Annotated in this window: 17 protein-coding genes; 11 read left to right on the top strand and 6 right to left on the bottom strand. The window is 74.1% G+C overall.

All coding sequences use genetic code 11. The annotated features are described in order from the left end of the window. Window positions 1–142: 142 nt before the first annotated feature. Complete coding sequence (locus tag AC6CH6_RS17265; protein ID WP_498256054.1) at window positions 143–1,054, top strand: phosphotransferase; 912 nt, start codon at window positions 143–145, stop codon at window positions 1,052–1,054. A 62-nt stretch (window positions 1,055–1,116) separates the two neighbouring features. Here the strand turns inward: AC6CH6_RS17265 and AC6CH6_RS17260 are convergent, their stop codons facing one another. Then, window positions 1,117–1,617, bottom strand: a complete 501-nt coding sequence (locus tag AC6CH6_RS17260; RefSeq protein WP_498256053.1) for a DUF3237 domain-containing protein — start codon at window positions 1,615–1,617, stop codon at window positions 1,117–1,119. A 206-nt stretch (window positions 1,618–1,823) separates the two neighbouring features. On the opposite strand from AC6CH6_RS17260, the gene AC6CH6_RS17255 reads away from it, so the two are divergent. Together AC6CH6_RS17255 and AC6CH6_RS17250 are read left to right on the top strand one after the other, a co-directional pair. Then, a complete protein-coding gene (locus tag AC6CH6_RS17255) occupies window positions 1,824–3,185 on the top strand; it encodes an MFS transporter (protein WP_498256052.1) in 1,362 nt (453 codons plus the stop codon). Window positions 3,186–3,215: 30 nt separating this feature from the next. Further along, window positions 3,216–4,148 carry a LysR substrate-binding domain-containing protein gene (locus tag AC6CH6_RS17250; protein WP_165979664.1) on the top strand — a complete coding sequence of 311 codons (933 nt, stop codon included), beginning with the start codon at window positions 3,216–3,218 and terminating at the stop codon, window positions 4,146–4,148. 19 nt (window positions 4,149–4,167) lie between these two features. Here the strand turns inward: AC6CH6_RS17250 and AC6CH6_RS17245 are convergent, their stop codons facing one another. From AC6CH6_RS17245 to AC6CH6_RS17235, 3 genes are read right to left on the bottom strand one after another with little or no spacing between them, the layout of a single operon-like run. After that, complete coding sequence (locus AC6CH6_RS17245) at window positions 4,168–4,536, bottom strand: Asp23/Gls24 family envelope stress response protein (protein ID WP_498256051.1); 369 nt, start codon at window positions 4,534–4,536, stop codon at window positions 4,168–4,170. After that, complete coding sequence (locus tag AC6CH6_RS17240; protein ID WP_133409786.1) at window positions 4,529–5,131, bottom strand: Asp23/Gls24 family envelope stress response protein; 603 nt, start codon at window positions 5,129–5,131, stop codon at window positions 4,529–4,531. The genes AC6CH6_RS17245 and AC6CH6_RS17240 overlap by 8 nt, the downstream gene beginning before the upstream one ends. Next, window positions 5,122–5,721, bottom strand: a complete 600-nt coding sequence (locus tag AC6CH6_RS17235; RefSeq protein WP_498256050.1) for an RNA polymerase sigma factor — start codon at window positions 5,719–5,721, stop codon at window positions 5,122–5,124. The genes AC6CH6_RS17240 and AC6CH6_RS17235 overlap by 10 nt, the downstream gene beginning before the upstream one ends. A gap of 405 nt (window positions 5,722–6,126) precedes the next feature. Between AC6CH6_RS17235 and AC6CH6_RS17230 the strand changes: the two genes are divergently transcribed. The 8 genes from AC6CH6_RS17230 (at window position 6,127) to AC6CH6_RS17195 (ending at window position 10,973) form a co-directional block, all read left to right on the top strand. Beyond that, window positions 6,127–6,684, top strand: coding sequence for an Asp23/Gls24 family envelope stress response protein (locus AC6CH6_RS17230; RefSeq protein WP_368795419.1), 558 nt, complete (start codon window positions 6,127–6,129; stop codon window positions 6,682–6,684). A 212-nt stretch (window positions 6,685–6,896) separates the two neighbouring features. Then, entirely contained in the window at window positions 6,897–7,073 is a 177-nt protein-coding gene (locus tag AC6CH6_RS17225) for a hypothetical protein (protein ID WP_017834465.1), read from the top strand. Window positions 7,074–7,076: 3 nt separating this feature from the next. Next, a complete protein-coding gene (locus AC6CH6_RS17220; RefSeq protein ID WP_498256049.1) occupies window positions 7,077–7,520 on the top strand; it encodes an Asp23/Gls24 family envelope stress response protein in 444 nt (147 codons plus the stop codon). Next, a complete protein-coding gene (locus AC6CH6_RS17215) occupies window positions 7,517–8,083 on the top strand; it encodes a DUF6286 domain-containing protein (protein WP_498256048.1) in 567 nt (188 codons plus the stop codon). The genes AC6CH6_RS17220 and AC6CH6_RS17215 overlap by 4 nt, the downstream gene beginning before the upstream one ends. A 3-nt stretch (window positions 8,084–8,086) precedes the next feature. Further along, window positions 8,087–8,725 carry a hypothetical protein gene (locus tag AC6CH6_RS17210; protein ID WP_498256047.1) on the top strand — a complete coding sequence of 213 codons (639 nt, stop codon included), beginning with the start codon at window positions 8,087–8,089 and terminating at the stop codon, window positions 8,723–8,725. 253 nt (window positions 8,726–8,978) lie between these two features. Beyond that, window positions 8,979–9,494, top strand: coding sequence for an excalibur calcium-binding domain-containing protein (locus AC6CH6_RS17205; protein ID WP_498256046.1), 516 nt, complete (start codon window positions 8,979–8,981; stop codon window positions 9,492–9,494). 28 nt (window positions 9,495–9,522) lie between these two features. Next, window positions 9,523–10,209: a class F sortase gene (locus AC6CH6_RS17200; protein WP_498256045.1), complete on the top strand. Its 687-nt coding sequence runs from the start codon at window positions 9,523–9,525 to the stop codon at window positions 10,207–10,209. Window positions 10,210–10,403: 194 nt separating this feature from the next. Next, on the top strand, window positions 10,404–10,973 hold the full coding sequence (locus AC6CH6_RS17195; protein ID WP_498256044.1) for a hypothetical protein: 570 nt from the start codon (window positions 10,404–10,406) through the stop codon (window positions 10,971–10,973). Between the two features lie 100 nt (window positions 10,974–11,073). On the opposite strand, the gene AC6CH6_RS17190 is transcribed toward AC6CH6_RS17195, so the two are convergent. Both AC6CH6_RS17190 and AC6CH6_RS17185 read right to left on the bottom strand, forming a co-directional pair. Further along, window positions 11,074–12,279, bottom strand: a complete 1,206-nt coding sequence (locus AC6CH6_RS17190) for an MFS transporter (RefSeq protein WP_498256043.1) — start codon at window positions 12,277–12,279, stop codon at window positions 11,074–11,076. Window positions 12,280–12,399: 120 nt separating this feature from the next. After that, entirely contained in the window at window positions 12,400–13,902 is a 1,503-nt protein-coding gene (locus AC6CH6_RS17185) for a GntP family permease (protein ID WP_136341132.1), read from the bottom strand. Window positions 13,903–13,942: the final 40 nt, after the last annotated feature.

The following is a 13,942-nucleotide window of genomic DNA, read 5'->3' as shown; positions in this document are numbered from 1 at the left end:
TCCCGGCGTCGACCTGACATCGCCACCCGGCTCCGGCCGGGTGGCGATGTCTTTTTCTGCCGGACCCCCGCACCGGGTCCCGGGGCCGGCAGTCCGGATCGGGGTGCGCCCGAGCCGACGCAGCCGGGAGGAGGGGCGGACGATGCCCGAGGTCGAGGTGCAGCCGACGGCCGCCCAGGTGCGCCGCCTGCTGGAGGCGCAGCTGCCGCGGGAGCTCCGCGGACTCCTGGACCTGACGCCGACCCCGGTGGCGCAGGGCTGGGACAACGTGCTGTTCCGGCTCGGTCCCGCCCACGCGGTGCGCCTGCCGGTGCGCCGCGCCGCCGTCCCGTGCCTCCTCCACGAGGTGCGGTGGACGGCCGTGGCCGGCGCACCGCTGGCCGCGCTGGGGATCGCCGTGCCCCGGCCGGTGTTCCGCGGCGGCCCCGGCGCCGGGTACCCGTGGCCCTGGGCGGTGGTCCGGTGGATCGAGGGCGAGGCCGTCGCGACCCTGCCGGTCGCCCGGCGCGGGCGGCTCGCGGAGGACCTGGCCCGGGCCCTGTCCTCGCTGCACCGGCCGGCACCAGGGGAGGCCCCGCGCAATCCCTTCCGGGGCGTCCCGCTCGACGCGCGGCTCCGCGCGGCGCCCCCGTCCTGGCCGGCCGCGGCCGCGGTGCTCGGGGCGCGGCGCACCGAGCGGCTCCGCGGCGTCGTCGACGACGGCCTGCGCGCCGCCCCGTGGTCACGGCCGGCGGTCTGGCTGCACGGGGATCCGCACCCCTGGAACCTCGTGCACCGGGACGGGCGGCTGGCCGGTCTCGTCGACTTCGGGGACGTCTGCGCCGGGGACCCCGCGTCCGACCTCGCAGGCGCGTGGCTGGCCTTCGACGCGGACCAGCGCTCCGGGTTCCGCGCCGTCGTCGACAGCACCGGCCGGTACGACGACGACGTGTGGCGCCGCGCCGCCGCCTGGGCCGCCCTGTACGTCGCGGCGCTGGCGGCGAACCCCGGCGCCGGCCCGGACTTCGGTCCCGTGCTCCGGCACGCGGCCGCGCAGCTGGAACCGGTCTCCTGAAACTCATCGGATCGGCCGGAAGGGCGTGCGGCCGCGATGGGCCCCGACCTCCGGGACGAGGTTCACTCCAGCACGAAGATGTCGAGCTCCACCCGGTCCGGGTGGCGCCGCCCGGTGCCCACGAGGATGCGCCCGGCCAGCCACGACCAGGTGGGCCCGGACGAGATCATCCGGGGGCTGCACCGGAAGTAGACCCGCTCCGGCTCCACCGGCTCGCCGCGGACCAGCCGCGCGATGTCCTCGGCGGACCCGGCGCGGATCCCGAAGTTCGTGACGTAGACGTGCTCGCCCTCGTCGGTCGTGATCGCGTACTTGGCCTCCAGCTCGGTGACCGTCTCGGAGACCAGCAGCTGGTAGTCCGCGCCCACGGGCTCCACCCGGCCGCGCAGCTGCGGTCCGTCCACCCGTCCGCCCGTGATCGGGATGATCCGGCGCACCCCCTGCGGAGTGGGGCCGATCTCCGTGGGAGCCCCCACGGTCACCGAGATCGTGGCCAGGAAGGTCATGGCGGGAGCGGCTGCCGGGGTCGTGCCGGGGGCTGCGGTCGCGGAGGGTGAGCTCATGGGGACGACCCTACGGGTGAAGCCGGTCGCTGGGGATGGCTGATTTTCCGCCATGGCAGGCCGGAAAAAACGTGTTGACCGTCACATCCGACGGCTCGAAGGATGGGGAGCGGTCGAGCTGCCCATCCCTCCGTCCGTGAGCGAGGACCCGGCGCCGAGACCGCCCTGGTCGGTTCGCCGGCCGTCGTCGCCGAGATGGAGGAGCCATGTCCTATTCCGCCGGGCAGAGCACCGATGCCGTGCCCACCACCGTGCCCGCCCGCACGACCCCCACCCGCACGGTCCCCGCTGCGCCGCCGGACGCCCGACGGCGCCGCAAGGACCTGGTCGCGGTGAACCTGGGCAATGCGCTGGAGTGGTTCGACTGGAACATCTACGCGATCTTCGCGCCGTTCTTCGCCGCCCAGTTCTTCCGCAGCGACAACCCGGTCTCGGCGCTGCTGGCCACGCTGGCCGTGTTCGCGGTCGGGTTCCTGATGCGCCCGGTGGGCGGATGGGTGTTCGGCCGGCTCGCCGACCGCAGGGGGCGCCGGTTCAGCCTGGTCCTGGCCATCCTGCTGGCGGCCCTCGGCAGCCTGGTCATCGCGGTCACGCCGACCTTCGACACGCTCGGAGTGTTCGCCTCCGTGATCCTCCTGCTCGCACGGCTGGTGCAGGGTCTCTCCCACGGCGGGGAGACCGGCAGCGCGTTCACCTACCTCGGGGAGATCGCCCCGGCGGACCGCCGGGGACTGTGGACGAGCAGCCCGTGGATCGGCGTGGGTGTGGGGACGATGCTCGCCACCGGGCTCGGCGCCGTGCTGACCGCCGTGATCAGCGAGGAGGACATGTACGCCTGGGGCTGGCGCATTCCCTTCGCCGTCGGCGCGGTACTGGGCGTCTACGCGCTCTACATCCGCCGCACCATGACGGAGTCCGACGTCTACGAGCAGGAGAACGAGGCCGGCCCGACCCACGCGGCCTCGCTCCGGCAGGTCCTCCGGGAGCTCGCCGCCGAGCGCGGGAGCGCACTGCGGATCGTGGGACTGACCATCAGCGGCGTGGTCGCCTTCTACACGTGGTTCATCTTCGCCCCCGGCTACGCCATCCGGGAGTACGGGATGTCGCCGTCCGCGGCGCTCGCCACCGGTCTGGCGGGCCAGGCCGTGTTCCTGCTCGCCGTCCCGCTCATGGGCCGGGCCTCGGACCGGTGGGGACGCCGCCCGGTGCTGCTGGTCTTCAGCGTGGGGTTCGCCGTCCTGGCCTTCCCGATGGAGGCGATCCTGGGCGCCCGGCCGCTGACGCTGTTCGTCACCATGGCCCTGGGCTCGCTCCTGCTGGCGGCCAACTGCGCCCCCCTGGGCGCGGTGTTCACCGAGCTGGTGCCCACCCGCCTGCGGGCGACCATCATCGGGATGGCCTACGCGACCTCGGGCGCGATCTTCGGCGGCACCGCCCCCTACCTCAACACCTGGCTTGCCACCCAGGGGCGGCACGACCTCTTCGTGGGCTACATGATCCTGCTGTGCCTCATCAGCACCGTGGTCATCGTCCGGATGCCCGAGACCCGCGGCATCCCCCTGCGCTGAGCACGGCTCCCGTGGTCCATGATGGGCAGCATGGCCTCCATCACCCTGCGACAGCTGCAGTACTTCTGCGCGGTGGCCGCCCAGGGCAGCATCAGCGCGGCGGCCCAGCAGGAGCTCGTCTCGCGCTCCGCGATCTCCTCCGCCCTGGACGAGCTCGAGCGCTCCCTGCAGGCGACCCTGTGCACCCGCACCAAGGCCCAGGGCATCGAGCTCACCGCCGCGGGGCGGTACGTCTTCGACCGGGCGCTGTCCGTGCTGCACGAGGTGGAGGAGCTCCAGGGCTCCGCGGACCGCACCGAGCTGGCCGGCGGCCTGGCGGTGGGGTGCTTCCCCTCCCTGGCGCCCACGCTCCTGCCGGCCCTGATCGAGCACTTCAGCGAGCACCATCCCAAGGTGCGGCTGGAACTGGTGACCGCGGACCGCGAGAGCATGGTCGCCCAGGCCCTGGCGGGGGACCTCGACCTGCTGCTCGCCTACAACCTGCACCATGACCGGCGCCTGCGCACGGTGACGCTCTACGACACGGTGATGTACCTGGTGCTCTCCCCGGACCACCGCCTGGCCGGCCGCCCGGTGGTCGACGCGCAGGACCTGGAGGGCGAGCCGATGATCCTCCTGGACGTGGCCCCGAGCGTCGACGACATCCTCGGGTACTTCACCCGGCAGGGCATCACACCGGACATCGTCCTGCGCACTGCCCACTACGAGCTGATCCGTTCGCTGGTGGCGCGGGGGGTGGGGTGCTCTGTGTTCATCCAGCATCCCCGCAACAACCTCAGCTACGAGGGGCGCCCCCTGGTGGCGCGTCCGCTCTCGCCGAGGCCGCACTCCCAGCGGGCGGTCGCGGCATGGCCCGCGGGCCGGGCGCTCTCCGCCCGCGCCCGGCGTTTCGTCGAGGTGGCGCAGGAAGGCGCGGCGGTCAGTGCTCCGCCGCAGCTGTACCCGCCGGGTCCCGAGTCCTGAGGCCGTTCCGGGTGGGGGCTCAGTCGCCGATCGTGAGCACGGAGACCGTCACCGAGGTGCAGGTGAGGCCCAGGGCGGACAGGGTCGCGGCCACGGCGCGCTGCACGTCCTCGGCCACGGAGCGCAGGCGGTGGCTCGGGGCGGTGGCGATGTCCACGGACACGGCCGCCGTGGTCCCGGCCAGGTCCAGCTCCAGGCCCTGACCGCCGAGCAGGGCGTCGCGTCCCAGCAGGGCGCCGCCCCACTGGCCCACGCGGCCGAGCAGCGACGGCTCGAGCCGGACCACGCCCGGCACGGCGAGCACGGCCTGGGTGAGGGCGGCGGTGACGGCCTCGGCGTCCGGGTCCGCCCCGGTGGGCAGGGTGTGCGGGCTGTCGATGTCAGGCATCGTAGACGTCCTCCACAACGATGTTCACGGCCCCGGGGTCCACGGACACGTGACGGCTCAGGACCGCGATGACGCGATCGCGGATGTCGGCGCTGACCCGCGGCACCGTGACGGTGTGCGAGATGGCGATGCGGCACGTCACGGCGTCGAGGACGGGCGCCTCGGGGTCGTAGCCCAGCTGGCCGTCGAGCCGCCGTCGCGGGGTGATGTCGATGCGCCGGGCGCGGACGCCCGGCACGGAGTCGGCCGCGAGCCGGACCAGGCTCACGAGCGCCTGCTCGCTGACGAGCACGGGGCCGATCTCGGTGACGGTGGCAGGAATGCGCCGGCCGCGGCGCACCTCCGCGCGCGCCACGGCGAGGACGTTCTCCCGCACCCGGGCACGGGGCCTGAGGCTCTCGTCCGGGTCCGTGCCCGCCGTCTCCTCCAGGGAGCGGTGGCGGGCGGTGACCGAGCGCAGGGTCTGCAGGCTCGCGCGGGCGGCCCGGCACTGGTCGCACGTGAGCTCGTGGGCGTCCGGCGGGCGGTCGATGTTCTGCCACACCTCGTCGATGCTGCGCCCGCACCCCAGGCGGGGGTGCTCGTCTATCGCCATGACATCATCCCCTTCGCCAGTTCTGCTCGTGCTCGGGCCAGGCGCCCCCGGACCGTCGACTCGGAGATGGACAGCGCCTGGGCGATCTCGCGGTAGGGGCGCTCCTGGATCTCCCGCATCAACCAGCAGGCGCGCAACGAGGGTGGCAGCTGGTGCACCAGCTGGGTGAGCTCGTCGAGCTGGTGCTGGGTCTCGGTCACGGCGGCCGGGTCGGAGGGCGACCGTGGACCCACTGTGTCATGCACGGCCGTGGATTCGGGGATTTCCTGGGGCGCCCACGGGTCCGTTTCGCGGCTGCCGGCGCGCTGCAGCAGGTCCAGGCAGCGGCGCGAGGCGATGCGGTACAGCCATCCGCCGAACGCCCCGTTGGTGGTCAGCGTGGGCAGGGCCCGCCAGGCCCGGATCAGGGTGTCCTGGACGATGTCCTCGGCGTCCTGCCGGTTGCCCACCATGTTGTAGGCGTACCGGTAGAGCCTGCCCTCGTAGCTGACGACCAGCTGCTCGAACGCGTCGACGTCCCCGTCCTGTGCCCGGGCGACGAGGGTGTCCTCGTCCAGCGCCACCGCTCCGTGCGGTTGCCCCGGGTCCACGTCGTCCACCTGCAGGTCTGCCTCTCGTCGTCGGTGCCGCCCGCGTGCCGCTCCTCGGGCGGGGTCGCCCGGTCGTGCGGCCACCCTGCGCGGTGCCGTCGGAGGACTGCACCCGGGCACGCCGTCCCGAAGTGCGGAAGCGTGCCCGGACCAGCATGCACGTCTTCGCAGAATTTAGCTAGACGATCTAGCGACAATGGGATTGGATGAGGGGCGGTCGTGGCCGGCATCCGTCGATCCGACCACTGGGTGTGATGCAGATCACGGCGAACGGGCGTGACGAACGGCGAGGACGGCCGGTCTTACCTGTACCGGCACCGATGACCGCCCCCGCACCGGGGGACGTCGGCAGGCCGACCCGAGCACGACCAGTCCACCCGTCTTCCACGACCGAGGAGAAGCACCATGGCCCAGAACACCTCCGTTCCCCGTCCCGGCGAGAACACCTCGACCCAGTCCGGGACGAGCATCCCCCGCACCGGCGAGGAGCGCGCCCGCGACGAGGCCCGGGAGGCCCCGACCACGCTGGAGCCCCGCCGTCCGGTGGGCCCACTGCAGTCGGACCGCGGCAACACGACCCTGGAGGACACCGTCGTGGCCAAGATCGCCGGCATGGCCGCCCGCGAGGTCCCCGGCGTCTACGCCATGGGCAACGCCGCCCGCCGGGCGTTCAACGCGATCAGCGACCGCATCCCCAACTCCCAGACCAACGTCTCCGGCGGCATCAGCGTGGAGAAGGGCGAGCGGCAGACGGCCATCGACGTGACCGTGGTCGTCGACTACGGCGCCTCCGTGGTGGAGGTCGGCAACGGCATCCGCCGCAACGTGATCCAGGCGGTCGAGCAGACCACCGGGCTCGAGGTCGTCGAGGTCAACGTCAACGTCTCCGACGTCCACCTCCCCGAGGAGGACGGCGCCGGTCGCGGCGTCCCCGCCGGCTCCTCGGCCGGCGAGCTGGAGTAGCGTCCCCGCCCGCGCGCCCCGGTGCCCGGACCGTCCGGTCCCGGGCCGGGGCGCGCGGGCCCACCGACTCCCGTCCGTCGTCCGCCGCCCCTCGGCGGGCGGCGGACGGGGCCACACAGGGGCTGCCCCGGACGAGCACCGCGTGCCGCCGGACCCGCCGCTCCCCGCCCGCGGCACCTCCCTTCCCCGATGTCCCGTGAAAGGACCTCATCGTGTCTGTTTCCCGTACCGCCCTCTTCGTGGGCCTGCTGCTGGGACTGGTCGTCGCCTTCGGCACCTTCACCCAGTTCCTGCTCGTGGTGCTCTTCGGCGCCGCCGGGCTCCTGATCGGCCGTGTGCTCGAGGGCAAGCTCGACCTGTCCGAGCTCGTCGGCCGCGGCCGGAGGTGACCGGTGACCACCATCGTCCGTTCTGACGCCCCGGCGGCACGGTCCGCGGGCGGCGCCGCCGAGCGCGTCCCGGCGCAGGGCCCGGCCCTCGCCGAGCGCGGCACCCTGACCGTGCCCTCGTCCGTGGTCGCCAAGATCGCGGCGCAGGCCGCCTGGGAGCTGGACGCCGTCGGCGCCGCCTCCGGTGGTGTGCTCGGCCTCGGCGCGCGCCGCGACTTCGAGCGGCGGCCCACGGCCGACGCCCGCATCTACGGCCGGGCCGCCGTGATCGAGCTCGACCTCGGGGTCGCCTACCCCACCCCGCTGCGGCGGACCGCGGACCGGATCCGAGCGCACGTCACCGCCCGAGTCCGCGACCTGACCGGTCTGGACGTGGAGCAGGTGGACGTGAAGATCTCCTGGCTGCACCCGGCCGGAGCCGGCGGTACGAGAGGAGCACTGCTGTGAGCACCCCGTCCTTCCCGCCCCTGCGCCGACGCCCGGCCCGGGTCGTCCCCTCCGTGCTGGTGGGCCTGCTCGGGCTGACCGCCGCGGGCCTGCTCGCCTGGGCCGCGGTCCTGCGCTTCACCCAGGGCTCCTGGCCCGAGCCGGTCGCCACCGGCGCCCCGGCCGTCCTCGAGACCCCGGTCACCGATCCGGGGGTGCTCGCCGCCGGCATCGTCCTCACCGTGCTGGGTCTCGTCCTGCTGCTGTGCGGGCTCGTCCCCGGCCGGTACCGCGCCGCCCGGGTGCAGGTGCCCCCGCAGCTCTACGGCGGCTCCGAGGAGACGGTGCTCACCCACCGCGGTCTCGGCCGGCTGCTGGAGGCCCGCACCGCCCGGGTCGACGGCGTGGGCCGCGTCCGGGCCGAGGTGGGCGAGCGCCGCGTCCGCCTGCACGTGGACACCCCGCTGCGCGAGACCGGGGCCCTGGCGCCCCGGGTGCGCACGGTCGCCGAGGACGCCTTCGTCCGCCTGCCGCTGGCCACCGCCCCGCAGGTGTCCGTGTCCGTCACCGAGAAGAGGAGCTGACCGATGCGCACCGTCTCCGGAACCCGCAACCGCAGTCTGCTCACCGTCCTGGGGCTGGTCCTGACCCTCGCCGGGGTCTGGCTCGTGCTCCTCGCCACGGGCACGGCCGCACGCCTCCAGGGTGTGGGCGCCCTGGCCCCCGCCGAGGGCGCCGCCGTGGGGGATCTCCTCGGCCCGGTCGACCAGGTCCTCCTGCCCGTGGGGATCGCCCTGATCGTCCTCGTCGGGCTGGTCGCCCTGTGGTGGCTGGCCCACCAGGTCCCCACCAGGGACCGGCCCGTGGACTACCGGCTCCAGGACGATGACGACCACGGCGTGGTCAGCATCGCGCCGTCCGTCATCGCCGCCGCGGTCCAGGCGCAGTGCGAGGAGCTGCCCGACGTCAAGCGGGCCACCGTGGAGCTGGCCGGCTCCGCCCGCGACCCCGAGCTGCTCCTCGACCTGACCCTGACCCCGGGCGCGTCCGTCGACCGGGTGCTGGAGCAGGTCTACGGGACGGTGGTGCTCGACGTGGCCGTCGCCCTCGAGGTGGAGCTCGCCCACGTGGCCGTCCGCCTGGACGTGGCCCGTGCGGCCCCCCGCGACACCCAGGTGGCCGTGCAGGGCACGCGTCCCCGCGCGGAGAAGACCGCGGCGCACTAGGCGTCCGGTCGCAGCGGCGCTGTCCCGGACCGGGGGGATGGGGGCGGCGCCGCGGACCGCCGGCTCCGCCCCGCGAACCGCGTCATGAAACGCACACGATGCGTTCCGATGCGCCCGGTCGCGCCGGACGTGCGGGCGATCCGGCCCGTCGGGCCCCGCCCGGGCTTCCATCACGAAACGGCACGTGACGTTGCAGTGGTGAACCTCCTACGATGCGCTTGCACATCAGCACTCCCAGAAGCGAGGGAACACCATGAACAACAGTGCAGCGGGCGTGGCGGCGGCGGCGATCGGGCTCGTGGTCCTGACGGCAGGACCGGCGACGGCCGCGCCCGGTGACGCGATGGTCTTCACCGACTGCGCCACGGCCGCCGGGTACGGCGTCCACAACATCCCGGTGGGCTCCGTCAGCTACAGCACGAGCCTCGTCGACGACGACGGCGACGGCGTCGTGTGCGAGAGCGCCGAGTGGTCCTACGACCCCACCCGCATCCCCGTGGAGAACGCATCGGGGGGCTGGAGCCACACCGTCATCGACTGGGTCCCCGGCGCCGGTCCCGGGCCGGACGCCCAGCCCGGCGAGGTGCCCGGGGAAGTGGCCGGGGAGGACCCGTACACCCAGGTGGACGAGGTGCCCGTGGGCGGCGCCGACACGGGTGCCGCCGTGGACGCCGGTTCCGGCGCCCCGGTCCTCGCCGGCGGTCTGACCCTGGTCGCGGCGGCGGCCGCCGCGGTGGCGGTGCGCCGGCGCGGTGCCGGCCGGGCCTAGGCCGGGCCGAGCGGAGGGGCCGGTCTCCATGGCGGATCCGACCGTCGGCCGCCGCAGGGACCGCCTGGTCCCTGCGGCGGTCGTCCTCCTGCTGCTCAGCGGCTGCTCGGACGGGTCCCCCGGGCAGTCCGCTGCCCCGTCGTCATCGGCGGTGTCCGCCGCGCCGGCGCGGACGCCGGTGCCGGGTGCGACGGCCGCGCCCACCACACCGGCTCCCGCACCGTCCGCCGCCCCGGCGCCCGAGGCGCTGCCGCCGGTGCTGCCGGAGTCCGCGCCCGTGGCGGTGCGGATCCCCGCGGTGGGAGCCGAGTCGGAGCTGCTGCACCTGGGCCTGAGCCCGGACGGATCGCTGGAGGTGCCGCCCACCCACCCCGGGGCCCCGGCCTCCTGGTACACGTCCTCGCCCACACCGGGGGAGCGGGGGCCGGCCGTCCTGCTCGGCCACGTCAACGCGACCGACGGCGGGCCCGGTGTCTTCGCGGGACTGCGCGGACTCGCCCCCGGCGACACCGTGGAGATCGCGCGGGCGGACGGCAGCACGGCGGTGTTCGTCGTCGACCGCGGGGAGCAGCACGCCAAGGACGCCTTTCCCACGCGCGCCGTCTACGGCAACACGGCCGGAGCGGAGCTGCGCCTGATCACGTGCGACGGCTACGACCCCGCCACCGGCCTGTTCGACGACAACTACGTGGTCTATGCGACCCTCGCCACCTGACCCCTCCCTCCTCCCGCGAGATGGCACCTGCCGGCGACCGGGGGCGCCGCCGTCGCCGACACCGGTGATCTCGCGGACCCAGGCCCGGGGTGTGGGACACGCCTCGTCCTGAAGACGGAGGTGCGATCGCACACCACGGGGGAGGATGGAAGAGCGCATCCTGTGCCGTTGCCGTTCCACCGAAGGAGATCCTCATGAGCAACCCCTATCCCCAGCAGCCCGAGGGCGCCCGCGGCGGCCCGCCGCAGTACCAGGCCGGCGGCGACCAGTACGGAGCCCACCAGGGCGGGCACCCCGGCGCAGCGCCCCCCGAGGTCAAGCGGCTCCTGACCCTGACCCTCGTCTCCGCGGCCGTCTACCTCCTCAACGACATCGTGGGGATCATCGCCGCGACCACCGCGGACACCACCGAGATGTACCGGGAGATGGGCCTGTCCGCCGACCAGATCGCGGCGGCCGACCAGGCCTCGGGCATCGGGCAGATCACCGGCATCGTGATGCTGGTGATCGCCCTGGGCCTGTACGCCCTCGTCTACGTGTTCCTGAAGAAGGGCAGGAACTGGGCCCGCGTCCTGGGCATCGTCCTGTCCATCCTCAGCGTGGTCGGGACGCTGATCGGCCTCCTCGGCGCGATGGCCTACGGCGGGCTGGGAGTCGTCCTGCTCGCCCTCGGGCTGGTGCTGGTCGTGGTGAACGTCCTGTGGCTGGTCACCGCGTTCAAGGCCCCGGTCAAGGAGTGGTTCGCCCCGCGCCGCATGGTCTGATCCGCTCCGGCGTCCCTCGGGCGCACGGCCGTCCCCACCGGAACGCCGCCCGGCCCCCGTGGCCGGGCGGCGTTCCGCCGTGGCTGGCGGGCCGGACCGCTCAGCGGCCCGGTCCGATGACGCGGTCGCGGCCGGCGAAGAGGGCCACGACGCACAGCACCGCCATGAGGCCCGCCATGAGCAGCAGCGGCGGCTCCCACCGTTCTCCGGCGTCGTAGAGGGCGCCGAAGACGGCGGGGGCGATCGCGGCCAGCGCGTAGCCCACGGACTGGGCCATCCCGGACAGGGCCGCCGCCTGGCGGTGGTCGGTGGACCGGAGGCTGAACAGGGACAGCGCGACGACGATGAGGCTGCCGCAGCCGATCGACCCGAGCACGATCCACAGCAGCGTCAGCTCCGGCGCGGCGGCCAGCCCCGCGAAGGTGGCCAGGGCCAGGGCGCTGCCCGCGAAGGCCACGGGTCGCTGGTCGCTCAGCCGGTGCATGAGCGCCCCGGTGCCCAGGCTGGCGCCCATCCCGATCAGCAGGAACAGCGCCATGTGCGTGCCCGCGGCGGTCGCCGAGACGCCGTGGCTGCGCTCGATGCTCGGCAGCCACGCCATGAGCACGTAGAACGCCACCGACTGCAGGCCCATGAACAGGGTGACCTGCCAGCCCAGCGCCGACCGCCACGGGGACCGGTAGGGGCCCGGCTCCGCCGCGGGGGCCTCCGGCCCGGAGTTCCCGGTCCGCAGCCCGGGCGAGAGCACCACCAGCGCCACGACGGCCGGCACCGCCCACACCGCCAGGGCCAGGCGCCAGCCCGCCGGCCCGGCGTGGGCGATCGGGACCACCAGCGCCGAGCCGGCCGCGGCCACCGCGCCCTGGATCGACGTGTACACGCCGGTCACCTGGCTCACGCGCAGCGGGAACTCCCGCTTCACCAGCGAGGGCAGCAGCACGTTGAGGAACGCGATGCCGATGCCGATCACCGCCGTGCCCACCCACACGGCGCCCTCCACCGGGGCGGAACGGCCGGCGATCCCGGCCGCGAGCAGCAGCAGCGACAGCCACAGGGCCCGGTCCAGGCCCGTCCGGGCGGCCACCGCCGGGGCCACGGGGGAGAACAGGGCGAACATGGCCAGCGGCAGCCCGGTCAGCAGCCCGGCCTGACCCGCCGAGATGCCGAGGTCGCGGCTGATCTCCTCGAGCAGCGGGCCCACGGTCACGAAGCCGACGCGCAGGTTGACCGCGATCAGCACCACGCCGAGGAAGCCGAAGCCGAGGCGGGCCCGCCGGCCCGTGGCCGATGACGCGTTGGTGAGCACGGCACACCCTTTCAGGAGGCGGGAGGGAGGATCTCCGGACAGCGTAGACGGGGCAGCGCGCCCCGGCGCGCCGCCCCGTCCCGACCGGTTCTGTCCGGTCCTGCCGTCGTCCTGCCGCGGTCAGCCCAGGATGAGGTTGAGGACGAACAGCAGCGGGATGGACCCGGCCCAGACGGCGGTGGTGATCCCGGACCAGCCCTTCAGCGCGTCCGTGCCCTCCAGCCCGGTGAAGCGGGTGACCACCCAGAAGTAGGAGTCGTTGAAATAGCTGAACACCATGGAGCCCGCCGTGCAGGCCACGGCGGCGACGACGGGGTCGATGCCCAGGGTGGTCACCAGCGGCGCCGAGACGGAGGCCGCGGTGATCATGGCCACCGTGCCGGAGCCCTGGGCGATGCGCACGAGGGTGGCGATGAGGAACGGCACGAGGAACGCGGGCAGCGGGGTGGAGGCGATGGCCTCGGCCAGGGCGTCGCCCACGCCGGAGCTGCGGAGCACCTGCCCCAGCGCGCCGCCGGCGCCCGTGATGAGCAGGATCAGACCGGCCGAGGCCGCGGCCTCGGCGAACCAGCCGTGCGCCTTGTTCCGGGGCGTCCACCGGGGCAGGAGCACGTAGAGGGCCAGGACCATGCCGATGATCAGCGCGACCACCGGGTTGCCGATGAAGGCGAACGGGACCGCCCAGGCAGAGGGCTCGTACCCGTCGCCGCCCACGACCCCCTGGGCGTTCTGGTCGATCGCGCCGGTGACCGTGTTGAGGATGATCAGCAGCAGCGGGATGACCAGCGGCAGGGATCCGACGAACGCGCCGATCCGGTGCGGCTCGGCGCCGGCCGGCGGCTCGCCGAGGTCGTGGGACGGCTCCGCGGCGGGCGCCTGGGCAGCCTCGTCGTCGAGACCGTCCCGGGGACCCTCCTCCAGGTCCGTGCTCCCGACATGGGAGCTGCCCCCGACGCCGGCCGTGGCAACGGTGCCGTAGACGGCCTCGCGCACGTGCTCCTCGATCTTGGGCTCGAGCTGGGGGCCGATCCACTTGGCGTAGAAGACCACGACGGGCAGCAGGAGCACGGTGAAGGCCAGGCCGACGAGGATGATCGCTCCGATGTCCGCGCCGAGGATGCCGGCCACGGCCAGGGGGCCCGGGGTGGGCGGCACGAGGTGGTGGGTGAGCGTCATGCCGCAGCCCAGCGCCAGGGCAAGGGTCACGTAGCCGGCGCGCTTCACCCGGGCGATGGACCGGGCGAGCGGGTTCATGATCACGTAGCCGGAGTCGCAGAACACGGGGATCGAGACCAGGGCGCCCACGCTGCCCATCGCCCACGGCTCGCGGCCGTGGCCGAAGACGCGGAGGAACGCGAGCGCGAGCGCGTTGGCGGCCCCCGAGACCTCAAGGATCTTGCCGATGCCCACGCCGAGGCCGATCACGATGCCGATCGAGGCCAGGGTGTTGCCGAAGCCGGTGGTGATGGCCGAGACGATGTCGAGCACCGGCTGGCCCGCGACCAGGCCGGTGACGAGGGCGGCGATGAGCAGCGCCACGAACGCGTCCAGGCGCGTGCGCAGCACCAGGACGATGATGGTGGCGATGCCCAGCACGAGTGCCAGGAGTAGTTGCAGATCCACGGTGATCGGCTCCTCGGGGACGTGGGACGACCGGGCTGCT

It is taken from the genome of Kocuria sp. GQ42, assembly GCF_059758435.1.
The sequence above is the reverse complement of the archived record's forward strand: the minus strand, read 5'-3'. Positions and strand labels throughout refer to the sequence as shown.